The organism is Gemmatimonadaceae bacterium, assembly GCA_016720905.1.
Lineage (GTDB): Bacteria > Gemmatimonadota > Gemmatimonadetes > Gemmatimonadales > Gemmatimonadaceae > Gemmatimonas.
Window position 1 is genome coordinate 38,530 of sequence record JADKJT010000020.1, and the last position, 16,228, is coordinate 54,757.

General features: G+C 65.1%; 14 protein-coding genes. All 14 read left to right on the forward strand.

Translation table 11 applies throughout. The features are described 5' to 3' along the window. Positions 1–86: 86 nt before the first annotated feature. The 14 genes from IPP90_15270 to hypE all read left to right on the forward strand — a co-directional run bounded on the left by IPP90_15270 (position 87) and on the right by hypE (position 16,162). A complete protein-coding gene (locus tag IPP90_15270; protein ID MBL0172051.1) occupies positions 87–2,054 on the forward strand; it encodes a hypothetical protein in 1,968 nt (655 codons plus the stop codon). A 1-nt stretch (position 2,055) separates the two neighbouring features. Next, positions 2,056–3,636 carry a hypothetical protein gene (locus tag IPP90_15275; protein ID MBL0172052.1) on the forward strand — a complete coding sequence of 527 codons (1,581 nt, stop codon included), beginning with the start codon at positions 2,056–2,058 and terminating at the stop codon, positions 3,634–3,636. Then, positions 3,633–5,195 (forward strand): cytochrome c3 family protein, encoded by a 1,563-nt coding sequence (locus tag IPP90_15280; GenBank protein MBL0172053.1) that lies wholly within the window; start codon positions 3,633–3,635, stop codon positions 5,193–5,195. The genes IPP90_15275 and IPP90_15280 overlap by 4 nt, the downstream gene beginning before the upstream one ends. Positions 5,196–5,233: 38 nt before the next feature. Continuing rightward, positions 5,234–5,821 carry a hypothetical protein gene (locus tag IPP90_15285; GenBank protein MBL0172054.1) on the forward strand — a complete coding sequence of 196 codons (588 nt, stop codon included), beginning with the start codon at positions 5,234–5,236 and terminating at the stop codon, positions 5,819–5,821. Positions 5,822–6,032: 211 nt separating this feature from the next. Then, on the forward strand, positions 6,033–7,187 hold the full coding sequence (locus tag IPP90_15290) for a hydrogenase small subunit (protein MBL0172055.1): 1,155 nt from the start codon (positions 6,033–6,035) through the stop codon (positions 7,185–7,187). Between the two features lie 18 nt (positions 7,188–7,205). Beyond that, positions 7,206–8,915 carry a nickel-dependent hydrogenase large subunit gene (locus IPP90_15295; GenBank protein MBL0172056.1) on the forward strand — a complete coding sequence of 570 codons (1,710 nt, stop codon included), beginning with the start codon at positions 7,206–7,208 and terminating at the stop codon, positions 8,913–8,915. Beyond that, the gene (gene cybH, locus IPP90_15300; GenBank protein MBL0172057.1) at positions 8,912–9,727 is read left to right on the forward strand and encodes a Ni/Fe-hydrogenase, b-type cytochrome subunit; all 816 of its coding nucleotides are present in this window, start codon (positions 8,912–8,914) and stop codon (positions 9,725–9,727) included. The genes IPP90_15295 and cybH overlap by 4 nt, the downstream gene beginning before the upstream one ends. Continuing rightward, complete coding sequence (locus IPP90_15305; GenBank protein MBL0172058.1) at positions 9,714–10,292, forward strand: HyaD/HybD family hydrogenase maturation endopeptidase; 579 nt, start codon at positions 9,714–9,716, stop codon at positions 10,290–10,292. Before cybH ends, IPP90_15305 begins: the two co-directional genes overlap by 14 nt. Beyond that, positions 10,280–10,540 (forward strand): hydrogenase maturation nickel metallochaperone HypA, encoded by a 261-nt coding sequence (locus tag IPP90_15310; GenBank protein MBL0172059.1) that lies wholly within the window; start codon positions 10,280–10,282, stop codon positions 10,538–10,540. Before IPP90_15305 ends, IPP90_15310 begins: the two co-directional genes overlap by 13 nt. Then, the gene (hypB, locus tag IPP90_15315) at positions 10,521–11,213 is read left to right on the forward strand and encodes a hydrogenase nickel incorporation protein HypB (protein MBL0172060.1); all 693 of its coding nucleotides are present in this window, start codon (positions 10,521–10,523) and stop codon (positions 11,211–11,213) included. Before IPP90_15310 ends, hypB begins: the two co-directional genes overlap by 20 nt. Positions 11,214–11,215: 2 nt before the next feature. Beyond that, positions 11,216–13,621: a carbamoyltransferase HypF gene (gene hypF, locus IPP90_15320; protein MBL0172061.1), complete on the forward strand. Its 2,406-nt coding sequence runs from the start codon at positions 11,216–11,218 to the stop codon at positions 13,619–13,621. Positions 13,622–13,623: 2 nt separating this feature from the next. After that, positions 13,624–13,947, forward strand: coding sequence for a HypC/HybG/HupF family hydrogenase formation chaperone (locus tag IPP90_15325; protein MBL0172062.1), 324 nt, complete (start codon positions 13,624–13,626; stop codon positions 13,945–13,947). Then, positions 13,944–15,086, forward strand: a complete 1,143-nt coding sequence (hypD, locus tag IPP90_15330; GenBank protein ID MBL0172063.1) for a hydrogenase formation protein HypD — start codon at positions 13,944–13,946, stop codon at positions 15,084–15,086. Before IPP90_15325 ends, hypD begins: the two co-directional genes overlap by 4 nt. Further along, positions 15,083–16,162, forward strand: a complete 1,080-nt coding sequence (hypE, locus tag IPP90_15335; protein MBL0172064.1) for a hydrogenase expression/formation protein HypE — start codon at positions 15,083–15,085, stop codon at positions 16,160–16,162. Before hypD ends, hypE begins: the two co-directional genes overlap by 4 nt. Positions 16,163–16,228 lie beyond the last annotated feature (66 nt).

Consider the following 16,228-nt stretch of genomic DNA (forward strand, 5'->3'; position numbering starts at 1 on the left):
GCATCGCGCGCCGGGGAGTGCATCATACTGCTCCTCGGCGCGTGTGTTTTTCGTCGATCGAATGTTGACGCAAGGAGAACCAGCTGATGGTCGGAATGGCGTGGCAAGCGGCTGTCGTGGCCGATTCGCAGGCGGTGCAAACGGCCGTCCACGGCACCGCGGCCGAAGTCGTGGTGAAGAACCCGGTACCGGGATTTGTGGGCAGGGCCTTTCAGCTCGCCTTCAACCTGCCAACCTGGCTGCAAGTTGGTGGCGCAGTCATTGGCGCGGCGATTGGACTCGCCGTGCTGGTCTGGTTGTACCGGCGCCGCGAAATCGGATTCGCGTGGCTTGGCCAGCAGTCCTCCGGGTACAAGGCGGGGCTGGCCGGTATCGCGGGCTTCATGTTGCTGGGTGCCGGTGGCGTGGGCTATGCCGGCAACCACTACATGCAGCACGACAATGATTTCTGCGTCGGCTGCCACGTCATGGGCGATGCCTGGACGGCGTTTCAGCGCTCGGAGCACCGCAAACTCCAGTGTCACGATTGCCACCGGCAATCCATGCTGGTGAGTGCCAAGCAGTTGGTCTCCTGGGTGGCCGAGAAGCCGCAAGACATTCCCAAGCACTCCAAGGTGCCCACCAATGTCTGCAAGGAGTGCCACGCGCAGAGCGCCAGCGACAGCAGTTGGAAGCGCATTGTGGCCACTGCCGGACATCGGCTGCACATGAACAGCGACTCGTCGGCCCTCAAGGGCGTGGCGTGCGTGACCTGTCACGGACAGGAAGTGCATCGCTTCGTGCCGGTCGACAAGACGTGTGGGCAGACCAACTGCCACGCCACCAAGGACACCAAGATCAATCTGGGCAAGATGGCGGGGCAAACCTCGCAGCATTGCACCGGCTGCCACACGTTCACCCGCGTGGTGCCGGAAAACATTTCGATGGACTCCACCCGGAAATACCTGATTGCCAATGGCAGCCCGGAAAGCTGCTTCGGCTGTCATGAAATGAAGAGCAAGCTGAAAGGCTTCGAAGCGAAGAACGACCGCGGCCACAATGGCGTGTGCGGCACTTGCCACAACCCGCACAAGCAGACCGAACCCAAGCAGGCATACGAATCGTGCGCGTCCAGCGGCTGCCACGTCGATCTGAAGAAGAAGAGTCCGTTCCACGCGGGCAACAAAGGCCATGCCTCCAGCAAGTGCGGGGAATGCCATGAGCCGCACGAGTGGAAACCGAAGGGACGCGAGTGCATCGACTGCCACACCAACATGTTCGGCACGAAACCAACGGCTCGACCCATCGGCTATCGCCGACCCGAGACGGGTAGTGGCAGCGCCCGCGGCCGTCATCCGTCGCGCCTGCAGCGGGTGCGTCACGCGTTCCACGCGCCAACCGTTCCCGATCCATCACGGCTTCGTCGGGTGGCCTTTCAGCAGAGCGTCGCCGCCACGCAGCCACCCGCACCCGCACCGCCCAAGGACTCGCCGACGTTCTCGCACAAGACACATAAGGTGCTGGCCTGTGCCGGTTGCCACGACCAGAAGCTCGCGCCCGGCGCATTGAAGGTCCGCACCAAGTCCGAATGCGCCGCGTGCCATCACTCGGCCGAACGCAGCGTCACGTGCGAAGGCTGTCATGACGCCCGCACGCAATTGGCGAAGACCATCATGCGCACAGTAACCATGCGCACCAGCGCCAACACCCCCGCCAAGCAGCGCAGTCTGCCGTTCGTGCACAAGCAGCACCGCGATCTCGAGTGCAAGGGGTGCCATACGTCGGGCATCCTGTTGGGCGTGACGCGTGACTGCACCTCATGTCACACCGAACATCACACGGCCGATCGCGCCTGTATCACCTGTCACCAGCCGGCGAAAGCATCGCATCAGCGCGCCGCGCATGATGGGTGCGCGGGCGCCGGATGCCACACGAACGCGACCGTGCTGGCGTTGCCGCCGTCGCGCTCGACGTGCCTGACGTGTCATGCCGAGCAACTCAATCACAAGCCCAAGCGCGAATGCGCCGAGTGCCACGCCGTGACGTGGGGCACCGCCGCCGCCAAGCCGCGTTGATATGCGCCCGCCAGTATTGATGGTTGCGCTCGCCGTCGTGGCTCTGGCCGCGATGCCGCGAGTGATGGACGCCCAGGGCGTGCGTATTCGCGGCGTCACCAGCGTGCGGTTTCTCGAGCTGCGCCCGTTCATCGACGATTCGGTGGCCGTGGGCACCACACTGCCCGGCGCGATCGACTACCGACAGACGGCGGACGGACTCGTGGTCCGTTGCGTGGAGGGTGATGCGTTCTGCCGGTTCAAGCGCGCCGGCTCGACGGCCAATGCGTTGCCGCTCACACAGGATCTGCAGATGACCGCGTGGGGCCTTGGCCGCGGGATCAGCCTGCATGCCGATGTGCGGATGCGCAACGCGATGGGATCGCAGCCCGCGCTCTGGCCGCGCGCCGAAGATGCGTTTGACGCCCTCACAGCGTACGTGGAACTTGATCGCGCGCAGGTTACCGCACGCGCCGGTCGCCAGTACGCCACCTCGGGGTTGGGATTCTACAACTACGATGGCGCCTCGCTGACCTACCGCCCCAATCGTCGCGTCACGCTGGAAGGCTTTGGCGGATGGAGTCTGGCGCAGGGGCTGAACGAGCAGGTCACCACCAGCGAGATCGGCGCGGTTGATGAGTTGCCGCCCGACCGGAATGCCCTGCTGGTGGGTGCCCAGGTGCGCCTGCGACCCACTGATCGGAGTTCGCTGAGCGCGCTGTATCAGCGCGAAGTGCGCGACAACCGGTCGGCCCTGTACAGTGAACGCATTGCGGTCGATGGCACGTGGCGATTCGGTCGGGCGGGCCTCGAGGGGTCGATGCAGCGGGATCTGTCCACCAACGAGTTCAACGAACTGCGCGCCCGATTCCGGTTGCCACCTATTCAGCAAACGGTCGTCTCGCTGGAAGCACGCCACTTCCGGCCATTCTTCCAACTCTGGACCATCTGGGGCGCGTTTGCGCCGGTGGGGTTCGATGAGGCCCGCGTGCAGGCGTCGTGGCGCAACACGGCCCAGTCGCTGTCGGTCGATGTGCATGGGGCGAAGCGTCGCTGGGAAGACACCGAAGCCGGCCTCGACTTCGAGGCGCTGCGCGCCGACGGGTGGCGCGTCGGCGGCAACGTCACGTGGCGGGTCGCCACCAACTGGCACACCAACGCCGGATACAGCGCGGATGTGGGATTCGGTGCCGCGCGCAGCGAAGGCGACGTGGGTGTTCATTGGGAACATGGTCAGCTATTCCTCGGCGCCACGGCGTCGGCGTTCCAAAGCATCTACGAGTTGCGCATCGGCACCGGACGCGTGCTGGGCGCCGGCCTCGACGCGGGTTGGCAGATCAGTCCTGACCTGCGACTCGTTGGAGATTTCTCGGCCTATCAGCAGTTGGCGCGCAATAGTGCGCCGTCCACCGACTGGACCCAGCGTCGCGCCACCGCCCGATTCGAGTGGATGGTGGGATCCGATCCCGGAGCCCGCACGGTGAGTGCCGCCACGCGCAAAGCCGAAGCACGCGCGCGCGGCAACGCGGAGTTGGCGCGTCTCGCTTCGGCGCACAGCAGCCGCTTGCCGGCGTCTTCCGGCGCACCGGAGATTCGGCCATGAAACGCGCATTCTCAAAGTTGGCCGGGCTGACAGGCCGATCACGGCTGTTCTGGCTGCTGGCAACCGGTCTGGTCGTCGCGGCCATGGTGCCCGTCTCGCGTGTCGTCGCGCGGCAGGCTGCGCCACGCTTCTCTCACGAGAAGCACCAGAAGCTCTTCCCGCAGTGCAGTGGCTGCCACGCGGGCATCCCCACAGGAACGCTGGCAACCTCCTTTCCGGACACCGCAACATGCGGCGAGTGCCATAACAATCGCGATCGCAAGAAGGTCGAATGGTCCGGGCCGACTCGCGCGGCCAGTAACCTGCGCTTCACGCATGTCGATCATCTCGGCTTGACCGACGCGGAGGGTGCCGCGTGTATCACCTGTCACGCCACACCCGATGCGAAGTGGATGCAGGTCGATCGCGCCAAGCCCGCGCAGTGTCTCGCATGTCACACCCATCGTGCCAGCGCCCATCTGGCGGCGGACAACCGCTGCGCCAGCTGTCACGTGCCGCTGACGCAAGCAAAGACGTTGAGCGTCGCGCGTATCGCCGCATTTCCCAAGCCGCCGTCGCACGATCAGGCCGACTTCGCACGGCGCCATGATGCCACCGGTGCCTTGGCGCAAGCCCAGTGCGCAGTCTGTCACGCGCGGGAAAGCTGCGCGCGCTGTCACGTGAACGCGACCCGCATCGCCACGGTGTACCGGCTGGCGTCGGACACGCGGGTGGCCGGCCTCGTGGCCGGCAAACCCGCGTCGTACACGGCACCCACCTCCCACCGTGGTGCAGGATTCCTGGAAACCCATGGACCGATGGCCCGTGAGTTCGCGTTGACGTGTGCCAATTGCCACGCGCAGGCGAGCTGTCAGGCGTGTCACACGGGCAAGACGGCGGCCGACGTGATCGCCTTGCTTCCGGTTGCCGAACGCGGCGATGCCGCCGGCGTGCAGATCAAGACCAATGTGATGCCGTGGAATGGCCTCACGGAGGCCACTACGCTCACCGGTCGCATCGCCCTGGGCCCCGCCACGAATGTGCAGAAGGCCGTCACCGGTGCCGAACCGCGCAAGGCGCAAGTGCATGCGCCGGGTTTCTCACGCACGCACGGTGCCTCGGCCGCGTCCTCGCAGTTGAATTGTGAAGGCTGTCACAGCAAGAGCTACTGCGCCGACTGTCACGGTGGCGAAAGCAAGCGACGCTTTCACGTGGCCAACTTCGCGGCCCGACATGCGCCGGAAGCCTGGGGACGCGAAACAGACTGCCAGCAGTGCCACAATCCCGAGGTGTTCTGCCGAGCCTGCCATGTGCAGGTTGGCCTGAGCGCCAAAGGCCGCACCAACGTCGGCTATCATTCAGCGGTCCCGCTCTGGACTTTGCAACACGGTCAAGCCGCGCGACAGGGATTGCAGACGTGTACCAGTTGCCACACCCAGAAAGACTGCATGCAGTGTCATGCACAGGGCGGACGAGGCATCAATCCGCACGGTGCGAACTTCGACGCAAAGCGCATGTGGAAGGCGAATCGCCTGACCTGCCTGCGGTGCCATTTCAAAGACCCGTTTGAAGGCCGCTGACGTCGCGTGCCTCCCTTCAACATTCTCCCAACATCTGCATGTCGCGCTCTTCACGCTTCACCACGGCCACCACGGCACTCGCGCTCATCTCGATGGTCGCCTGTGGCACGTCCGACACGGCTGGCCGTCAGCCGATCGGCTCGGTGTCAGACGCCGCATCCGCCGAGCCCACTGACGCGAGCGGCCCAAAGCTTCCGCTTGCCGCCCTGAACGCGCTGAACGCCGGCAACACCGCCTATCGCGCCAAGCAGTTTGACGTGGCGCTTGCCAGCTATCGTGAGGCCGCCGTCGCGGCGCCGGCGCACGCCGCGCCGTGGTTTGGCATGTACATGGTGGCCAGCGAAATGAAGAACACGGCCTTGGCCGACAGCGCGATGGGTCACGTGAAATCCCTCTCGGCCGATCCCTCCGCGTTGGGCGCCCACGCGAAGGTGACGTCGGAGATGACAACGGGAGCAGGCGGGTCAGGGCACCCGTCTGCGGCCTCGCCGAACCTGCCGGCCGGTCATCCCTCCACCCAACCGCTGCCTTCAGGACATCCGTCCACGATCGCGCCGTTGACCCCGCGCAAATCGGCCGACTCCGTCGGACGCAGTCGGGCGCGGTCGGGCATGACAAACGGCTGAGGCCGGAGGGCGCGGTCGCGTCAGGCAACACCTCACGTGACCAGCAACTTTCCCGTATGGACGGGGTTCATGCCAATCGACACCGTTGCTGCATGCAACGCTCCGTCCCCCGCTCCGCCGACTGAACTGACGCCCAGCCAGACCACTCCGGTCATGCTGGGCGTTGTTGCTGTCGTCGACGGTCGACTCCCCCCGCTTGGGAGACTACCACATGTTCAACCCGAATCAGATTCCTTGGCGCACGAATGAACCGCTGGTTGATTACCTCGAGAAGACCGGGGTGTCACGGCGGGCTTTCATGGCGTTCTGCGCTGAAATGACCGTGATGCTGGGTGCCGCATCGATGGTCACGCCGCGCATCGTGAAAGCACTGGCGGCGCTCAAGCGCCCCTCGGTGATATGGCTCTCGCTGCAGGAATGCACGGGATGCGTGGAAAGCGTGTTGCGCAGTGCCACGCCAACCATTGGTGATCTGCTGCTTGACGTCATCTCCCTGGATTTCCAGGAGAATCTGATGGCCGCCGCGGGCACCGCGGCCGAAAAGGCCATGCACGATTCGATGACCGCGAACAAGGGGAACTATATCCTCGTCGTCACCGGGTCGATCCCCACCAAGGAGAACGGGATCTACACGATGATCGGCGGTCGCACGGCCGAGGAGATTCTCAAGGAAGCCGCAGCCGGCGCGTCGGCCGTCATCGCCGTGGGTGCCTGCGCGCACTGGGGCAACGTTCAGGCGGCGCGCCCCAACCCCACTGGCGCGGTGGGTGTGCGCGATATCGTCACCGACAAGCCGGTGGTGAACATCGCCGGCTGCCCGCCCATCGCCGATGTGGTCACCGCCACCGTCGTGCATGTGTTGACGTTCGGCAAGATCCCCGAGCTCGACCGCGAAGGTCGACCGAAGTTTGCTTACGGGGCGAAGATCCACGACCAGTGCTCGCGTCGCGCCAACTACGACGCCGGGCAGTTCGTCGAGCACTTCGACGATGCCGCCGCGCGTGAGGGCTACTGCCTGTATCACGTCGGCTGCAAAGGTCCGGAGACATTCTCGCCCTGCCCCATCACGCAGTGGAACTCGCATACCAGTTGGCCGATTGGCGCCGGGCATCCGTGCATCGGATGCACCGAGCCGCACTTCTGGGACACCATGACCCCGTTCTACAATCGCCTGCCCAACACAGCGGGTATTCCCGTTGAACGCACGGCGGACTTCATCGGTGGTGCACTGGCCGTCGGCGCCGTGGCCGGCATCGCCGTACACGCCACCGCAACCACCATCTCGCGCATGAAGGCGCGGCGCGAACTGCCCATTCTTGAACAGTCGGGGCGCACCCCGCCACCGCCGACCGGTCCCACGACCTGATCCAGAGGAGAATTCATCATGGCACGGACAAAGGTCGTCGTCGACCCGATCACCCGAATCGAAGGTCATCTCCGCATTGAAGTGCTGGCCGAGGACGGACGCATTGCCAACGCCTGGGCCAGCGCGACGCAATTCCGCGGACTGGAGCTGGTACTCAAGGGTCGCGATCCGCGTGACGCGTGGGCCTTCGCGCAACGCATTTGTGGTGTGTGCACGGTGGTGCATGCGGTCGCGTCGCTGCGCGCCGTGGAAGACGCGCTCGCCATCAAGATCCCGGCGCAGGCCAACCTGATTCGCAACCTGATGGTCGGGATGCAGTACATCCACGATCATGTGGTGCACTTCTACCATCTGCACGCACTGGACTGGGTGGACGTGGTCAGTGCGCTCAAGGCCGACCCGGTCGCGGCGGAGAAGATCGCCCAGGGCATCTCCACGTGGCCGAACAACAACGCGGCGCGTTTCCGCGAAGTGCAGGAGCGGGTCAAGACATTCGTGTCGAGTGGCCAGTTGGGCATCTTCACCAACGGCTACTGGGGACATCCCGCATACAAGCTGCCGCCGGAAGTGAACCTGATTGCGGTCTCGCACTATCTCGAAGCACTCGACTGGCAGCGCGATGTGGCCCGTCTGCACGCCATCTTCGGTGGCAAGAATCCCCACCCCAACTTCATCGTGGGTGGCATGGCGTCGCCCATCAATCTCGATGCGCGCGCCACGATCAATGCCGACAGCCTCACCGATGTAAAGAGTCTCATCATGAAGGCGCAGGACTTCGTGGAGCGCGTGTACTGGCCCGACCTGGTGGCCATTGCGGGCTTCTACAAGGATTGGGCTGCCATTGGTGGCGGCACGGGCAACTACCTCTCGTATGGCGATATCCCGAAGACGAACGGCGGCACCGATTTCTATTTCCCGCGCGGCGTCGTCCTCAACAAGGATCTCTCGAAGGTCGTGCCATTCGATCAGGCCGGCGTGACCGAGCAGATCCACAGCGCGTGGTACGAGTACGAAGGCGGCAACGACAAGGCGCTGCACCCGTGGGAAGGCGAAACCAAGGCATCGTACACCGGTCCCGCGGCCCCGTGGACGTACCTGCAGGACGAGAAGAAGTACACGTGGATGAAGGCGCCGCGCTACAATGGCAAGCCGATGGAAGTCGGCCCGTTGGCGCGCATGCTGGTGGGCTACGCGTCCGGTCACAAGGAGATCAAGGATCTCGTTGGCCAGACATTGGGCGCACTCAAGGTGGGGCCGGAAGCGCTCTTCTCCACGCTGGGTCGAACGGCGGCACGCGGCATGGAGTCGATCCTGTGGGCGCGACTCATGTCCACCTGGTACGACGATCTGGTGGCCCGCATCAAGGGCGGCGACACGGCCACGCACAACGGTGACAAGTGGGATCCGTCCACCTGGCCGGCTGAAGCCAAGGGCTTCGGATTCATGGAAGCGCCGCGCGGTGCGCTGGGACACTGGGTGAACATCAAGGACGGCAAGATCGAGAACTACCAGGCGGTCGTGCCCAGCACGTGGAACTGTTCGCCGCGTGACAAGGATGGCGTCATGGGGCCGTACGAAGCAGCGCTGGTGGACAATCATCCGCTGCTCGATCCCGAGCGGCCCATCGAGATCCTGCGCACCATCCATTCGTTTGATCCGTGTCTCGCCTGTGGCGTGCACATCCTCGACGCCAGCGGACGCGAGATCATGGAGGTGAAAGTGCAATGACCACCCCGTCCTCGGCTGGCGATGCGGCGCTGCATCCGCATGCCGGCCCACGCCGTGTTATCGAGCCACCGGTCACCCCGCGCTCGCCGCGTGGTCGACTGTTGCAGCATCCCGTGCCGCCCGCCAGGGGCGAGTACGAGTGGATGTATCTGTGGCAGTTCCCGCTGCGCCTGATGCACTGGATCGCCGCCTTCAGCATCGTGCTGCTCGTGCTGACCGGCTGGTGGATTGGCCGTCCGTTCTTCATGGGCGCGGCGCAAAGCACCAGCACGTTTGGCACACAATGGGCGCGCCTGATCCACTTCACCGCCGGCATGCTGCTGAGTGTCACCGCACTGGTGCGCATCTACTGGTTGGTGGCGGGTAACCGATTCGAACGCTTCAAGGCGCTCTTTCCCGTGCGCTCGCGTGACATCCGCAATCTGTTCAAGCAGATGCGCTTCTACATGTTCATGCCCCCCAAGGACATGCCGTCCTACATCGGACACAACCCGATGGCGCAGCTGTCGTACACCTTGCTGTATCTGGCCGGTGCCCTGATGGTCATCACCGGGTTCGCGCTGTACACCACCACACATCCCAACGGGTGGATGTACGGGATGTTCTATCCCGTTACCACGATCCTTGGCGGGTTGCAGAGCGTGCGGCTGTTGCACCACATCGTCACGTGGTTCTTCGTCATGTTCATCCCCGTGCATGTGTATCTCGCCATGCGTGCCGATGTCATCGAGCGCGGTGGCGGCGTCTCGCAGATGATCAACGGCGGCAAGTTCGTGCCGATCGACGAGGACTTCGCGGATGCGGAAGACTGACGGCGAGGCGGTGGCCACCACGGCGGCGGTGATCGGACTCGGCAACCCACTCTTGGGCGACGACGCGCTCGGCCTCGTCGCCCTGGAGCGGCTGCAGAATCACTACACCATGCCCGACGAGGTGTCGCTGCACGACGGCGGCACCTGGGGAATGTCCCTCCTCCCCACCATCGAGGATGCCACAAACGTGCTCTTCCTCGATGCCATCGACCGCAATGAGGTCCCGGGCACGTTCATTCGCCTGGAGGGCACGGAAATCCCCGCCACGCTCGCGCAGATGGTCTCTCCGCACCAGATCGACCTGCGCGAGGTGCTCGCCGTGACCATGTTGCGGGGGACGTTTCCGCACAGTGCCGTTGCCGTGGGCGTGCAACCGGAGACACTCGCCACGCAGGTGGCGTTGTCGCGTATCGTGGCATCCAAGGTGGATGAGGTGGTCGAGGCGGCGGTCGCACAGTTGCGAGTCTGGGGTCATGTCTGCGTGCCACGCGAGCCCGACGAGGCGGGCCGGATGCGTCCGGCCGCGGCCAATGGCGGGATCTCGGGTGTCGTGTGCACGAGTTGAGCATTGCCCTCGAAATCTGCCGTGTAGTCGAGGAGCGGCTGCGTCCTGAACAGCTGCCGCAACTCGTTGAACTTGGCCTCGACGTGGGCGAAGACACCACCATCGAGGTCGCCAACCTGCAGTTCTGCCTGGACACCCTGCTGGCCCATCCGCCGTTCGCGGGCGCGACCGTGGTCATCGCGCGCGGCGATGGCGGCGATACGCGCGTGAGTTACCTGGAGATCGATGATGAGCGTCCGACGCATTGATGTGCGCGAGCGGGTGATGGCCCGCAACGACGAGATCGCGGCAACCGTGCGCACGCGCCTCGACGAGGCCGGCGTGGCCGCACTCAATCTCGTGTCCTCACCCGGCGCCGGAAAAACGATGCTGTTGGAGCGGACGCTCGATGATATCGGGGCGACGTTGCGCCTGGCGATTGTCACCGGCGATGTCCAGACCGAGAATGACGCCGACCGCCTGGCCGCCCACACCTCGCGACTGGTACAGGCCGTCGTGACCAACGGGGGATGCCATCTGGACGCGCTGCAGGTCACGACGGCGCTCGAGGCGGTCGCGCTCGATGATACCGACGTGCTGATTCTCGAGAATGTCGGCAATCTCGTGTGCCCCGCCAGTTGGGATCTGGGCGAGCGGCATCGCGTCACACTCTGCTCGGTGACCGAGGGCGAAGACAAACCGCTCAAGTACCCCAAGGCGTTTGCCAAGGCCGACCTGGTGCTGCTGACCAAGGTCGATCTGCTCCCCTATCTGCGCTTCGACGTCGACCTGCTCGAGCGCAACGTGCGCACCATCAATCCCGACGCCACCATACTTCGCACCAGCGCCATGTCGGGCGAAGGAATGAGCGCGTGGTATGAATATCTGCAGCAGGCCGTTGGCGCGGCGCGGGCGCGGGCGACCGAGGCCGTCGGGTCCTGATCATGAGAGCCGCAGCGCGCCTGACGATCACCGGAGTCGTGCAGGGCGTCGGCTTCCGTCCGTTCGTGCATCGCCTGGCCGTGCAGCATGAACTGGCAGGGTGGGTCCGCAATCTGTCGGGACAGGTGGAGATTCACGTAGAGGGCGAACCCTCGGCGTTGCGCGCCTTCTCCTCGGCGCTGCCGGCGCAGCTTCCGACTCTGGCGCGTATCGAGACCCTGTCGTCCGCCGTGGATGACGTGGACGGTGCCGACGGATTTCGTATCATTGCCAGCCGCGATGCGCCCGACGCGCGACTTCCGGTGCCCCCGGATGTCGTGACGTGCGATGCGTGCGCGGCCGAAGTGTTTGATCCCGCCAGCCGTCGATACCGGTATCCGTTCACGACCTGCACCGACTGCGGTCCGCGCTACACCGTGATTGAATCGCTGCCCTACGACCGCGAGCGGACGAGCCTGCGCGCATTTCCATTGTGCGCACGCTGCCAGCAGGAATACGAGTCGCCAGCCGATCGTCGCTTTCACGCCGAGAGCACCGCCTGCCCCGACTGCGGACCGCACTTGCGCTACGTGGCCGTCAACAGCGTGGACAACCCGATCACGGGAGACGACCAGGCACTGCGCGCGGCCGCCAATGCCCTTCGGGCTGGTGAAATTGTCGCGGTGCGCGGACTGGGGGGATTCCATCTGGCGGTGGACGCCACCGACGAGCTGGCGGTGTCACGCTTGCGCGTCCGCAAGCGCCGCGACGCCAAGCCGCTCGCCTGCATGGTGCGCACCGTCGACGACGTCCGGCGTTGGACTGCTCCCACTGACATCGAGTTGGAGTGGATCACGTCGCGCGAACGACCTATCGTGCTGCTCGCGCGACGCCACGGTGTCGAGGGTGCGGACGCCCTGACACTGGCGCCGGGTCTGGCGCCAGGATTGGATCGCGTCGGCCTCATGCTGCCATCCACGCCACTGCATCATCTGTTGCTCGAGATGGTGGATCGGCCGCTGGTCATGACCAGTGGCAATCTGGCGGACGAACCGCTCGCTGCCGGCAACGACGAGGCCATGCAGCGTCTCCTGCACATCGCCGACGGCTTGTTGCTGCACGATCGGGAGATCGTGGCGCGCATCGATGACTCGGTTATCCGACTCGCCGGGGCCAGTCCCATTGTGATCCGTCGCGCGCGCGGCTACGCGCCGCTGCCGCTGTCGATACCCGTCGCGTCGCCCGTTCCAATCCTCGCCGTGGGGGCGCATCTCAAGAACACCTTCACGCTCGTCCATGGGAATCAGGCGTTCGTCAGTCCGCACATTGGCGACCTCGACTCCATGGAAGCGCTGAGTCACTGGCAGGCTGTGCGCGGGCGCTACCAGTCCCTGTTCCGTATCACACCGGGCGCCATCGTCGCCGATCTGCATGATGGCTATCTCTCCACCCGCGCTGCCGAAGAAGCGGCGACCGCGGCCGGACTGCGCACGGTGCTTCGCGTGCAACACCATCATGCGCACGTGGCCGCGGTGGCGGCCGAGCACGGCGTCACCGATCGCGTGTTGGGTCTGGCATTCGACGGCACTGGCGCCGGAACCGATGGCACTGTGTGGGGCATGGAGTTTCTGCTCGCCGATCTTCTCGATTTCCAACGTGTCGCTCACTTGCGGCCGGCACCACTGCCCGGCGGCGACGCAGCCGTTCGCGCTCCGTGGCGCGCGCTGGCCGGGTTCCTGTCGCTCGATCGAGACGCCTTCGCGTCCTGCGCCCTGTCGACTCCGCCTGTCACGGCGTTGGAGGCGCGCGTCGTGCAACAGCAGATCGACCAGTCCGTCAATGCGCCGCTGGCGTCTTCGGCCGGACGACTCTTCGATGCCGTTGCGTCACTGTTGGGGGTGTGTCAGGTAGCGCGCTTCGAAGGCGAGGCGGCCATGCAACTCGAGGCATGCGCCGGGTACGGTCCGGGAGTCGCCCTGCCGTTCCCGGTCGTGGATTGCGCGACGAGTGATGGTCCGGTGCTCGATCCGGTGCCGTTGCTGGTCGCGCTGTGCGAACGACAGGCGCGCGGCGTGTCGGTGCAGCAGTTGGCCGCGGATTTCCATGAAAGTCTGATACGCGGTTCCGTCGCCCTCACCACACGCCTCGCCGACACGCATCAGGTGTATTCCGTTGCGCTCGGTGGCGGCTGTTTTCAAAACGCCCGACTGCTGACAGGCATGGGGCGGCAGATCCGCGCCGCCGGACTGTCGGTGCTCACGGCCCGTCGCCTGCCGGCCAACGACGGCGGCGTGTCCTTTGGACAAGCAGCCATTGCCGCCGCACGACTGGCCAACGATGCTGCAGGTATCACCGCGGGGTTCGCACCGGCGTTCGTCGGCGCGGAATTCGATCAGCGACGGGCGCTCGCACGCGCCCACGGAGTCTAACCATGTGTCTGGGAATCCCCGGCAAGATCATTGCCCTGCGCGAAGGCACTGCACTCGCCACGGGGGTGGTCGACTTTGGCGGCGCACAGCGTGACGTGTGCCTTGCCTATGTCGACGGCCAGGTGGCCGTTGGCGACTACGTGGTCGTGCACGTCGGCTTTGCCATCTCGAAGATCGACGAAGAAGAGGCGCGAAAGACCTATGCCGTGCTGGAAGCCATGAGCGAGCTTGGCGATCTCGAACTCATTCGAAACGGCGCCGAATCGCTGGTTGACCTTGAGAACCTGCCGTCAGCCGGTCCCCCGCCAACCGGACGCCTCGCGTGAAATACCTCAGCGAATACCGCGACCCGCAGCTGGCCCAAACGCTGGCGCGAAAGATCCGACTCACCGCCACGCGCCGATGGACGCTGATGGAAGTGTGTGGCGGTCAGACGCACACGATTGTGCGACAGGGAATCGATGAGCTGCTGGAAGGGTCCATCGAGATGATTCATGGTCCGGGCTGCCCGGTGTGCGTCACACCACTGGAGCAGATCGACCGTGCCGTGCATCTCGCGGGCCGCCCCGACGTGATCTTCACGTCGTTTGGCGACATGCTGCGCGTCCCCGGCAGCGACTGCGATCTGCAGCAGGTGCGGGCACGTGGCGGCGCCGTGAAGGTCGTGTACTCGCCGCTCGACGCGCTGACGCTGGCCGAACGTCACCCCGACAAGGAAGTGGTGTTCTTCGCGGTGGGATTTGAGACCACCGCCCCAGCCAACGCGATGGCGGTCGCCGAGGCCGCCCGACGCGGATTGCGCAACTTCAGCGTGCTCGTGTCGCACGTCACCGTGCCGCCCGCCATGGAGGCGATTCTCTCGGCGGCCGACAATCGCGTGCAGGGATTTCTCGCCGCGGGACATGTCTGCACCATCATGGGATGGACCGAGTACGAGCCCATCGCGCGCCGCTATCGGGTGCCCATTGTGGTCACCGGCTTTGAGCCGCTTGATATTCTCGAGGGCATGCTCATGGTGGTTGAGCAACTCGAACGCGGCGAGTATCGCGTGGACAACCAATATGCGCGCGCCGTCAAGCGTGACGGCAACCAGGCCGCGCAGGACACCGTGAACAAGGTGTTCGAGTTGCGCGATCGCCAATGGCGCGGCATCGGCATGATCCCCGGCAGCGGGTTGGGCATCCGCCCGGAGTACGCCGCGTGGGACGCCGAAGTGAAATTCGATCTCGCCGGCATCGTGGCCAACGAACCGGCTGATTGTCACGCGGGTGAAGTACTGCGCGGACAGATGAAGCCCTTCGACTGCCCGTCGTTCGGCAGCCGTTGCACGCCGGAACACCCCATGGGCGCGCCAATGGTATCCAGTGAAGGCGCCTGCGCCGCGTACTACAACTACGGACGTTTTCGTCAGGGGTCGCCGCTGGCGAACCCCGCCATGACCCTGCCAATCCTGGCGACCACATGACCACCACGTCGGCCCCCACACCGTCGATTGCCAGCGTTGGGCTCAACTGCCCTACGCCGCATTCCACGCACGATTGTGTCGTGTTGGGTCACGGTTCCGGCGGGAAACTCTCCGCGCAGCTCTTCCGTGAGCGCTTTCTGCCGCACTTCGACAACTCCGTGTTGCGGCAACAGGGCGATGCGGCCGTGCTCACCGTGGGCAACTCGCGACTGGCCATGTCCACCGACACGTTTGTCGTGCAACCGCTGGAGTTTCCCGGTGGCGACATCGGCACGCTGGCCGTACACGGCACCGTGAACGACATCGCCATGATGGGCGCCCGACCGCTCTATCTCACCACCGGCTTCGTGATCGAAGAGGGGTTGCCGATGGACGTGCTCGATCGCGTGATTGCGTCCATGGCTGCGGCCGCGCGCGAACAGGGCGTGACCATTGTGGCGGGTGACACCAAGGTGGTGGAGCGGGGCAAGGGCGACGGCCTGTTCATCAACACGGCCGGCATCGGCCTGCTGGACGCGGACTTCGCCCCATCGGCCGATCAAGCCCGGCCCGACGACGTGATTCTGCTCAGCGGCCCGATCGGTCGCCACGGCATGGCCATCATGTCGGCGCGCGAAGCCATCGGGTTCGACACCACGATCACCAGTGACACGGCCGCGCTCTGGCCGTTGGTGGATGCCCTGCGTGGCGCAACCGCCGGACACGTGCATGTCTTGCGCGATCCGACGCGCGGCGGCGTCGCCAGCGCGCTCAATGAAATTGCCGCGGCCTCGAACACGGGCATGATGCTGGATGAAGCCAGCATTCCGGTACCGCCCGACGTGCTGGCCGCCTGCGAGATGCTGGGGCTCGACCCCATGTACGTGGCCAATGAAGGGGTGCTCGTGGCCATCGTGCCACCCGAGCACGCCGATGTGGCGCTGGCCGCGTTGCGCGCGCATCCTGTGGGCGCCAATGCCGTGCGCATCGGTCACGTGGTCGCGCAGCATCCGCGCATGGTGGTCATGCGCACGCACGTAGGCGGGACGCGTATCGTCGACATGCTGCCGGGTGACCAGCTGCCGCGGATTTGCTGAACTGAACACCTGAACCGCCAAGTACGCAAAGTTCGCCAAGTCCCACAGAGGGTGACTTAGCGAACT

Excerpts from the sequence above, each read along its gene's own strand:
- hypB (MBL0172060.1), top strand. The coding sequence starts at position 10,521 with ATGAGCGTCCGACGCATTGATGTGCGCGAGCGGGTGATGGCCCGCAAC.
- IPP90_15295 (MBL0172056.1), top strand. The coding sequence starts at position 7,206 with ATGGCACGGACAAAGGTCGTCGTCGACCCGATCACCCGAATCGAAGGT.
- hypF (MBL0172061.1), top strand. The coding sequence starts at position 11,216 with ATGAGAGCCGCAGCGCGCCTGACGATCACCGGAGTCGTGCAGGGCGTC.
- cybH (MBL0172057.1), top strand. The coding sequence starts at position 8,912 with ATGACCACCCCGTCCTCGGCTGGCGATGCGGCGCTGCATCCGCATGCC.
- IPP90_15275 (MBL0172052.1), top strand. The coding sequence starts at position 2,056 with ATGCGCCCGCCAGTATTGATGGTTGCGCTCGCCGTCGTGGCTCTGGCC.
- IPP90_15285 (MBL0172054.1), top strand. The coding sequence starts at position 5,234 with ATGTCGCGCTCTTCACGCTTCACCACGGCCACCACGGCACTCGCGCTC.
- hypE (MBL0172064.1), top strand. The coding sequence starts at position 15,083 with ATGACCACCACGTCGGCCCCCACACCGTCGATTGCCAGCGTTGGGCTC.
- IPP90_15305 (MBL0172058.1), top strand. The coding sequence starts at position 9,714 with ATGCGGAAGACTGACGGCGAGGCGGTGGCCACCACGGCGGCGGTGATC.
- IPP90_15290 (MBL0172055.1), top strand. The coding sequence starts at position 6,033 with ATGTTCAACCCGAATCAGATTCCTTGGCGCACGAATGAACCGCTGGTT.
- IPP90_15280 (MBL0172053.1), top strand. The coding sequence starts at position 3,633 with ATGAAACGCGCATTCTCAAAGTTGGCCGGGCTGACAGGCCGATCACGG.
- IPP90_15270 (MBL0172051.1), top strand. The coding sequence starts at position 87 with ATGGTCGGAATGGCGTGGCAAGCGGCTGTCGTGGCCGATTCGCAGGCG.
- IPP90_15325 (MBL0172062.1), top strand. The coding sequence starts at position 13,624 with ATGTGTCTGGGAATCCCCGGCAAGATCATTGCCCTGCGCGAAGGCACT.